This is a genomic window from Micromonospora sp. KC213, from assembly GCF_004348325.1.
Lineage (GTDB): Bacteria > Actinomycetota > Actinomycetes > Mycobacteriales > Micromonosporaceae > Micromonospora.
Map to the genome: position 1 here is coordinate 1 of NZ_SMKF01000221.1, position 7962 is coordinate 7962.

Annotated in this window: 9 protein-coding genes; 6 read left to right on the plus strand and 3 right to left on the minus strand. The window is 71.7% G+C overall.

Translation table 11 applies throughout. The features are described from left to right. On the plus strand, window positions 1-356 hold a 356-nt coding region (locus E1166_RS27735), incomplete at its 5' end, for a cellulose binding domain-containing protein (RefSeq protein WP_207914580.1). A 92-nt stretch (window positions 357-448) separates the two neighbouring features. On the opposite strand, the gene E1166_RS27740 is transcribed toward E1166_RS27735, so the two are convergent. From E1166_RS27740 to E1166_RS32760, 3 genes are all read right to left on the minus strand, one after another. Next, window positions 449-1084 (minus strand): DUF2238 domain-containing protein, encoded by a 636-nt coding sequence (locus tag E1166_RS27740; RefSeq protein ID WP_132342855.1) that lies wholly within the window; start codon window positions 1082-1084, stop codon window positions 449-451. A gap of 118 nt (window positions 1085-1202) precedes the next feature. Beyond that, on the minus strand, window positions 1203-1559 hold the full coding sequence (locus tag E1166_RS32360; RefSeq protein WP_243710552.1) for a hypothetical protein: 357 nt from the start codon (window positions 1557-1559) through the stop codon (window positions 1203-1205). Further along, complete coding sequence (locus E1166_RS32760; RefSeq protein WP_347813041.1) at window positions 1556-1900, minus strand: YcaO-like family protein; 345 nt, start codon at window positions 1898-1900, stop codon at window positions 1556-1558. The genes E1166_RS32360 and E1166_RS32760 overlap by 4 nt, the downstream gene beginning before the upstream one ends. 106 nt (window positions 1901-2006) lie before the next feature. Between E1166_RS32760 and E1166_RS27755 the strand changes: the two genes are divergently transcribed. The 5 genes from E1166_RS27755 to E1166_RS27775 form a co-directional block, all read left to right on the plus strand. Next, window positions 2007-2420, plus strand: coding sequence for a hypothetical protein (locus tag E1166_RS27755; RefSeq protein WP_243710554.1), 414 nt, complete (start codon window positions 2007-2009; stop codon window positions 2418-2420). Window positions 2421-2544: 124 nt separating this feature from the next. Next, entirely contained in the window at window positions 2545-3135 is a 591-nt protein-coding gene (locus E1166_RS27760; protein ID WP_207914583.1) for a hypothetical protein, read from the plus strand. A 279-nt stretch (window positions 3136-3414) separates the two neighbouring features. Next, window positions 3415-4761, plus strand: a complete 1347-nt coding sequence (locus E1166_RS27765; protein ID WP_132342858.1) for a cytochrome P450 — start codon at window positions 3415-3417, stop codon at window positions 4759-4761. Between the two features lie 10 nt (window positions 4762-4771). Next, the gene (locus E1166_RS27770; protein ID WP_132342856.1) at window positions 4772-5677 is read left to right on the plus strand and encodes a terpene synthase family protein; all 906 of its coding nucleotides are present in this window, start codon (window positions 4772-4774) and stop codon (window positions 5675-5677) included. Window positions 5678-5859: 182 nt separating this feature from the next. Beyond that, window positions 5860-7962 (plus strand): nitrate- and nitrite sensing domain-containing protein (locus tag E1166_RS27775; protein WP_132342857.1); only part of this gene is annotated, 2103 nt, incomplete at its 3' end.

The following is a 7962-nucleotide window of genomic DNA, read 5'->3' on the forward strand; positions in this document are numbered from 1 at the left end:
GCCCGCCGCCGACCACCACGCCGCCGACGCCACCTGCCGGGCCCTGCCGGGTCGGCTACACGGTCAACGCGTGGTACACCGGCCTGACCGCCTCGGTGACCATCACCAACACCGGTACCGCCCCGATCAACGGCTGGAGCCTCGGCTTCACGCTGCCGCCCGGGCAGAACATCACCAACGGCTGGAACGCCACCTACACGCCGACCAGCGGAGCGGTGACCGCCCGCAACGTCTCCTACAACGAAACCATCGCGCCCAACGCGTCGGTGACCATCGGCTTCCAGGCCAGCCACACCGGCAACACCGGCGAGCCGACCTCGTTCACCCTGAACGGGCTCGCCTGCACCACCGCCTGACCGCACCGCCCGGTGCCGTGGTGGACGACGCGTCCACCACGGCGTCCGGTCGCGGCCTCCGGGCGGTCAGGAGGATCAGCGGGGCGCACTCGTCAGGCAGGTCGGCTGCGTTCCGTGCTCGGGGACGGAAGCTGGCGGTCGTGCAGCCGGCCGAACAGGGCCAGCGACGTGATCGCCCCGACCAGCGCGAGGAACATGTCCCACTGAGTGTCCCAGACGTCGCCCTGGGTGGCGAGGAAGTCGTCGGCGGCCGCTCCGCCGACCACCGCAGCCCACCACTCCAGCATCTCGAAGAACGCGCTGAACGCCAGGCAGGCGCAGACCACCAGCGGGGCGAGCCACCGGCTGCCGCGCAGCGGCGAGCGACGGACCAGGATCTCCCGGACCAGGATCGCCGGCACGAACCCCTGCGCGAAGTGACCCAGCCGGTCGTACGGGTTGCGGGACAACGCGAACGCGTCCCGCGCCCACTCCCCCATCGGGGTCCGGGCGTACGTCCAGTGCCCGCCGGCGATCAGGATCAGCGCGTGGACCGCGAGCAGGCAGCACAGCAGGGTGGTCAACGGGAAGCGACGCCAGGCCAGCACCACCGCCGGCACCCCCACGATCACCCACACCGTCTCCAACAGCCAGGTGAGCCGGTCGTACGGCCGGATGCCGGAGACCACCAGCGCCACGACGACCACACCGAGCAGCACCGGCGGCAGCAGAGCACGTGTTCGAGGCACCGCCGGACCTCCTGTCTTCACCGGGTGGGAAGCCAGCCCACCGTCGACCGGACGCCGAAGATACCGTGTCCCGGTCGGCCGCACCGCCCGGGCCGCCCGCACAGCCGCCGCAATCGCCTCATCGACCTGCGTCGGCCCGCCCCGGTACGAGGGGACACCCGGCGGCGCCGCGACCCCGACGGTGCGCCGGTTCGGGCAGCCGCAGGCGCAGCCGGCCGCCGTCGTCGGTGACCCCGGCCGAGACGCCGTACACGTCGCGCAGCAGCCGGGTGCGGTGCCCGCAGTAGCGTTCCATCGCCTCGCCCAGCGCAGCCGCGGTTGCGGCGTCCGGGCAGGTCCACGACGCCCCGGAGACGGTGGGTCGGCCACCGGCCGGGCCCAGGAAGGCGAGATCGGCGTGGGTGACGTGCAGGCCGACCGGCAGGCGTTCGTGGTGCAGCGCGGTGACGAGCCCGGTCCGTCCGTCGGTGATCATGTGTGTGGCAGGGGGACGCGGTTGACGTCCGCCTCGGGCAGCGGTGTGGCGCGCTGGCCCAGGCGTAGCGGGTCGGTGTAGAGGCGGCTGCCGCCGAGGAACGGGTAGGCCGCCGGAGGATTGCCGTAGGTGCCCGGGGCCACCACCCGCACGACGGCGACCCCGGCCGCCGCCGCGTCCGGTGTTGTCACGTCCACGGCGACCGCCTCGATACCCTGGCTGGCCAGCCGGTTCAGGTAGCCGGTCCGGACGTCGCCGTCGACGTGCGGCAGATCGTCGAGCCCGATCGGTTCGTCGCCGCCGGTGATCGGGTGCAGGTGCGCCCGCAGGGCGGGGTCCAGCCAGAGCTAACCGTGACAACCGAGGTCCACCACGTCAGACCAGTCCGGGCGGTACGACCGGGAGTAGCACCGGTCGGCCCGCCAGGGATGGAAGACGCTTCCGTCGATGAGCCCGGTCCCGGCCGCCTGCCAGATGCGGAGGTGCCGGCGGCACGGGCCCAGCCCGGCCCCCGCTGCCGGTCTGGCACCAGCAGCCGGGTTCGGTTTGGCGCCCGGGGTCGGTCTCGCCCTCACCTGCTGGGCGCTCGCCTCCGCCGCCGACGTCCTGTACGGACCGGTGGCTGTCGCCGTCCTGCTGCCCCACGCCGACAACGCCGTACGCGGCCGGCTCATGGCGCTGTGGAGCGCCGCCGCCACCGGCGCCCTGGCCCTGTCCTCCCTCACCGGCGGCATCCTGGTCGATCGGCACCCGCCCGGACTGGTGGCGGCGGCCGCCGGGGTTCTCATGGTGCTCGCCGGCGCCACCTGGCTGGCTCTCCTGCGTCGGGGCCGGCTCGACCCGCCCCGGCTGCCGGCATGAGCGGGCCCACCCCTCACCCACCAGATGGGGTGGTTTGCCGCAGAAAGCAATCGCGGGACACCGTCGGATTCCTACTGTCGGAACCGGCCTGACACGCCGTATCCCGAGCCGGAGGAGCACGATCATGCAGATGACCGCGACCGACAACCACGCCGTCGCCCAGGCGGTACACGACGTCGGATCGGCGTTGTGGTTCGGTGGCACCGTCATGGGGGTGGCCGGGGTGAACAAGTCCGGCGCCGACCTGGCCCAGGGTATCGACCGCATTCGGGTCGCCGAGTCGGCGTGGACCCGGTTCAGCCCGGTGCAGTGGCTCGGCATCGGCGCCACCCTGATCGCCGGAATGCAGCTCACCCGGGTCGGTGGGCGGCGGCTGGCGTTGCAGAAGGGCTTCGCGTCCGTGGGAGCCATGAAGGCCGGAGCGGCCGTGCTCGGCGCGGGAGCCACCGCCTACGCCGCATACTGCGGCACCCGGATCGGACAGCTCGCCGAGGAGGCCCAGCAGCGCGGCGAGCACCTGGAGGTCGTCGACGCGACCATCCCGACCGGAAACACCCCGGACGAAATCGCCCGGTGGCAGCGCCGCCAGCGCATCGCCCAGTACGTCGTGCCGGTGCTGGCCGGCGCGAACATCGTGCTCGGCTCGTACCTCGTGCAGTCGTACCGCAGCGTCGCCACCGCCAAGGGGGTCATGCGTCGGCTGCTGCCGGGCTGAGGCCCGGCGGCGGTCGGAACGCCCGGCCGTTGCCCCGGCCTTTCCACCGTCACCGCCCTCTTGCGCGCGGGCACCGGCCAGGATGGCCGGTGCCGCCGACAATCGTGGGGACCGCACGGGCAGCGATGTGTGACATGACAGCCACCCATTGCACAACACACGTTCCACCAACGAGACTAGGCCGGACTCGCTCCGGCCCGGCGGCACCGGCCTCCAGCGAGGAGCGGAGGAGAGGGGTGCGCGTTGCCGAACCCACCGGCAGGGGTCAGAGCGCTATCGATTCCCGCCTGGCAGGCCCTGCCGCGGCTGATCCGCAACCCCCACCAGACACTCGTCGAGATGGCGAACCGTGCCGACGGCGACGTCGTGCGGGTAGGGCTCGGAGTGTCCAGCGCCTACCTGGTCACCAATCCGGAGCACGTGCAGCAGGTCCTGCACGAAAGGGCCGACAACTACCCCCGTGGTGACGACACACCGCTGTGGCGGTCGGTGCGGAAACTGGTCGGCGACGGAATCCTCGCCGAGGGAGAGACCTGGACGGCGAGCCGCAGGACGCTGGCCCCGCTGTTCCGCCCGACCCGGCTCAACGCCCTGGTGGACACGATGGCCGACGCCGTCGCCGACACGGCCGGCCGCCTCGACGAGGTGGCCGCCGCCGGGCAGCCGGTCAACATCGGTGGCGAACTGTCCCGCATGGTGTCCAGCGCCATCATGCGGGTCTTCTTCGCCGATCGGGTCTCGGTGGACTCCGCCCTGCGCATCATGGCGGCGCAGGAGGTGATCGTCACCTCGATGGCACCGCGTCTGCTCGCACCCTTCGTGCCCTGGTGGATCCGGCTGCCCGGCGACAAGCGGTTCCACGCCGCCGTGGAGGCCATCGACGACATCCTGCTGCCCGTGCTCCGCGAGGCGCTGCGGGAGCCCGGGGAGGGCGACGACGTCCTGTCCACTCTGGCCCGGGCGCGCACCGCCGAGGGCCAGCCGCTGAGCATGAAGCAGATGCGCGACGACCTCGTCTCGATGGTCGCGGTCACCACGGAGACGACCTACGTGGTGCTCACCTGGCTGTGGCCGGTCCTGACCAACCATCCCGACGTGACCGAACGGCTCTACGACGAGGTCGGGCGGGTGGTCGGCCCCGGCCCGGTCCGCGCCGACCACCTGCCGGAGCTGACCTACACCCGGCTGGTCCTGCAGGAACTGCTCCGTCTCTACCCCGCCGGGTGGATCGTGCCGCGCCGGGCGGCCGGCGCCGACGTCCTCGGCGGCGTACGTATCGAGCCGGGGGCCACCATCGTCCTCTCCCCGTACGCCACGCAGCGCCTGCCCTCTCTCTGGGGCCCGACCGCGGCGGACTTCGACCCGGAACGGTTCGCACCCGAGCAGCAGGCACGTCAGCCGCTGCCCCGGTACGCGTACTACCCCTTCGGCGGGGGCCGACACCGGTGCCTGGGCGAGCACCTGTTCAACGTCGAGGCGGTCCTGATCGTGGCCACGCTGGTCAGCAGGTTCCGGTTCACCCTGACCGACTCCGCTATCCCCCGCACCCGGGTCGCCGCGTCGCTTCGACCGGCACGGCCGGTGGAGGTGGTCCTCACGCCGCTCGACCGCCACCGCACCCGATAGGAGCCGAGCCGTGTCTTCATCTCCCTTCGTCGACGGGTTCACGGCCGCCTCGGAGCAGGGGCGGATCTGTGCCCTCGCCGCCAGGGGCCACCGCGACCTGCAACAGCGGGTCGCGGCGTATCCAAGGCTGTTTCCTGACCCGCCGGTCGACGGTGCCATGCTCGGGGCGCTGGCCATGTCGACCGCGTTCATCGCTCCCTGGTGCACCGCCGAGCAACTGCGGATCGCCAACCGCGCTTCGCTTTGGGTCACCGCGGAGGACTGGCAGATCGACTTCTCCGCCACGTCCTGGGAGGCGGTCGAGTCCACCGTGTCCAGCTGTCTGGCCGTGGCGGACGGCGGCACCCCGGCCGACGACGACGACCTCGGGCGCTTCCTGGCCGAGGTCCGCGACGAGTTGGCCACCAGGCCGGCCTTCGCCGCGTTGCGATCGGCGTGGCGGGAGGAGGTCCGGCGTATGCTCACCGCCGATGCGCGGGAGTGGCGGTGGCGGTCGGCGCGGACGCTCGGCGGGTGGTCGCCGCCGACCTTGGCGGAGTACCTGGACAACGCCGACAACTACGGGGCGTCCTTTGTCAACGTCTCACATTGGATCGCCACCAGCGAGCCGGACGTCCTGGCACACCTGCCGGAACTGACCGCCGCCAGCCGCGAGGCACAGCAGGCCATCCGGTTGGTGAACGACCTGGCCAGCTACGAACGCGACGTCCGGTCGGGAGACCTGAACGCACTCATGCTGGGCGTCGACCGCGAGGAGATGACCCGCCACATCGCCGACCAGCTCGACCGATGCCGCAAGTCACTGGAGGACCTGGCGGGTAGTTGCCCGCAGGAGGCACTCTACCTGGCCCGGGAGATCGGGTTCACCAGCGGCTTCTACCACGGCACCGACTTCTGGGGCAGCTTCGACCGGTGACCCGAGCGCCGGAACGTGACGAGAGACATAGATATGGCTATGCGCAGGCCAGCCGGCCGTGACGCCGGGACGACCTTGAGCAATCTGTCGGCTAACTGCTAGCGTGCGCCGGTCTGCATCTCCAATGGCTTGTCCGGCAATCATTGCCGGCAAACCGTCTATGTCCGGCATGGGACGGTCCAATGCGGTCTGGCAGCGCGAATCTTCGTGCGAAAGTTGTTGCTCTCCTGCTGTCGCTGGTGGCGCTCTGGTCGTTCGCGGCCTGGGTGACCTTGAGGGACGGCGTCAATCTGCTGGGCGTGCAGGCCATGGACAGCCAGATCATCGGCCCCAGTGAGCCGCTGCTGCTGAACCTTCAGGTCGAACGCCGCCTGTCCACCGCCCAGCTCGGCACCGTGAGTGGCGCCCGCCAGGCGGCCCTCGCCGCCGAGCGGAACAAGGTCGACGAGGCGGCGGCGGCCTTCCGGTCCTCGGCGCGCAGCTGGCTTGCCAGGACCGCCGCCAACGACACGGCCGAGCGGCACGTCGACGACGCCCTCGCGGCTCTGGACCGGTTGCCGGCGACCCGGCAGTCGATCGACGGTCGGCAGATCGGCCGGGCCGAGGCGGCCACCGTCTTCACCGAGCTCATCGAGGTGCTGTTCCGGCTCTACGACGTCGCCGCCGCCCTCGACGACACGGAGATCGAGGCGGACACCCGGAACCTGATCGAGCTCTACCGCATGCGAGAGCTGGTGTCCCAGGAGGACGCGCTGATGACCGGCGCGCTCGCGGCCGGCCGGATGACCGCCCCCGAGCACACCCGGTTCACGCAGCTCGTCGCCGCGCACCGCTTCCTGACCGACCGCACCGCGCCCCGGCTCCGCAACCCCGAGCACGAGCAGCTCGAAGCGGTGCTCACGGGCAGCGCGTTCGCCGACCTCCGCCGGCTGGAGGACAGGGTGCTCGCCAGCGATCGCGACACCGCCAAACCGGCGATCGGAGCCCAGGAGTGGAACGACGCTGCGGAGTCCTCGCTCAACGAGCTGCAGAAGATGGTGCTCGCCAACGGTGACGCACTGGTGGAACGGGCCACCCCGGTCGCCGTGGGGGTCGTCGTCCGGTTGGTGTTGGCCGCCGGGCTGGGGCTGCTGGCGGTCATCGCCTCCGTCATCGTGTCCATCACGACGGCACGGGCCCTGGTCGCCCAGCTGCAACGGCTCCAGGTGGCGGCCCACAAGCTGGCCGACGAGCGTCTTCCGTCCGTGGTGGAACGCCTCGGACACGGCGAGAAGGTCGACGTGGCCAAGGAGGCCCCACCCCTGGACTTCGGTGACGACGAGATCGGCCAGGTGGGCCAGGCGTTCAACCGCGTGCAGGAGACCGCGATCCGCACCGCGGTGGAGCAGGCCGAGCTTCGCCGCAACGTCCGCGACGTCTTCCTCAGCCTGGCCCGCCGTACCCAGGGACTGGTGCACCGACAGGTCACCCTGCTCGACGCGATGGAACGGCGGGAACAGGACGCGGAGGAGCTGGAGGACCTGTTCCGGGTCGACCACCTGGCCGTCCGGATGCGCCGCAACGCGGAGAACCTGGTGGTGCTCTCCGGGGCCACCCCGGCCCGCGCCTGGCGCCGCGACGTGCCGATGCTCGACGTCGCCCGGGCCGCCACCCAGGAGGTGGAGGATTACGCCCGGGTGACGGTGCAGCCCTTCGGCACCGTCGGGCTCGCCGGACGCGCGGTCGGCGACGTCATCCACCTGCTCGCCGAGCTGATCGAGAACGCCCTGTCCTTCTCGCCGCCGCACACCGAGGTCCAGGTCCGGGGTCAGTTGGTGGGCCGGGGCTTCGTCGTGGAGATCGAGGACCGCGGGCTCGGCATGGGCGCGGAGGAGATGGCGGCCGCCAACGAGCAGATCGCCAGCGACCAGGAGTTCAGCCTGTCCAACGCCAACCAGCTCGGGTTGTTCGTGGTGAGCCGGCTGGCGAACAAACACCACCTCACCGTCCAGCTGAAGGACTCTCCGTACGGCGGCACCACGGCGGTTGTGCTCATCCCCAAGGAGCTGATCACCAACGCTCAGCCGGTGGCGCCGACCGGCGGGCCGGTGCCCGCGACGGCGGCGGCCAGTCCGATGGCGGAGGCCCAGGCGCCGCGACCGCTGACGCCGCGCGCCCCGTCGGTGGTCACCGACTCCGCGGCGGTGGCCGCGCTGAACACGCCGACGCCCACCCTGGGTCTGCCGCAGCGGTCGAGCAGGCGGGACGCCTCCACATCGCCGGCCGCCACCACACCTGTCTCTTAT

What these genes read in the sequence shown, in the direction of transcription:
- E1166_RS32360 (WP_243710552.1), bottom strand. Translation starts at nt 1,559, where the DNA reads ATGATCACCGACGGACGGACCGGGCTCGTCACCGCGCTGCACCACGAA.
- E1166_RS27755 (WP_243710554.1), top strand. Translation starts at nt 2,007, where the DNA reads ATGAGCCCGGTCCCGGCCGCCTGCCAGATGCGGAGGTGCCGGCGGCAC.
- E1166_RS27760 (WP_207914583.1), top strand. Translation starts at nt 2,545, where the DNA reads ATGCAGATGACCGCGACCGACAACCACGCCGTCGCCCAGGCGGTACAC.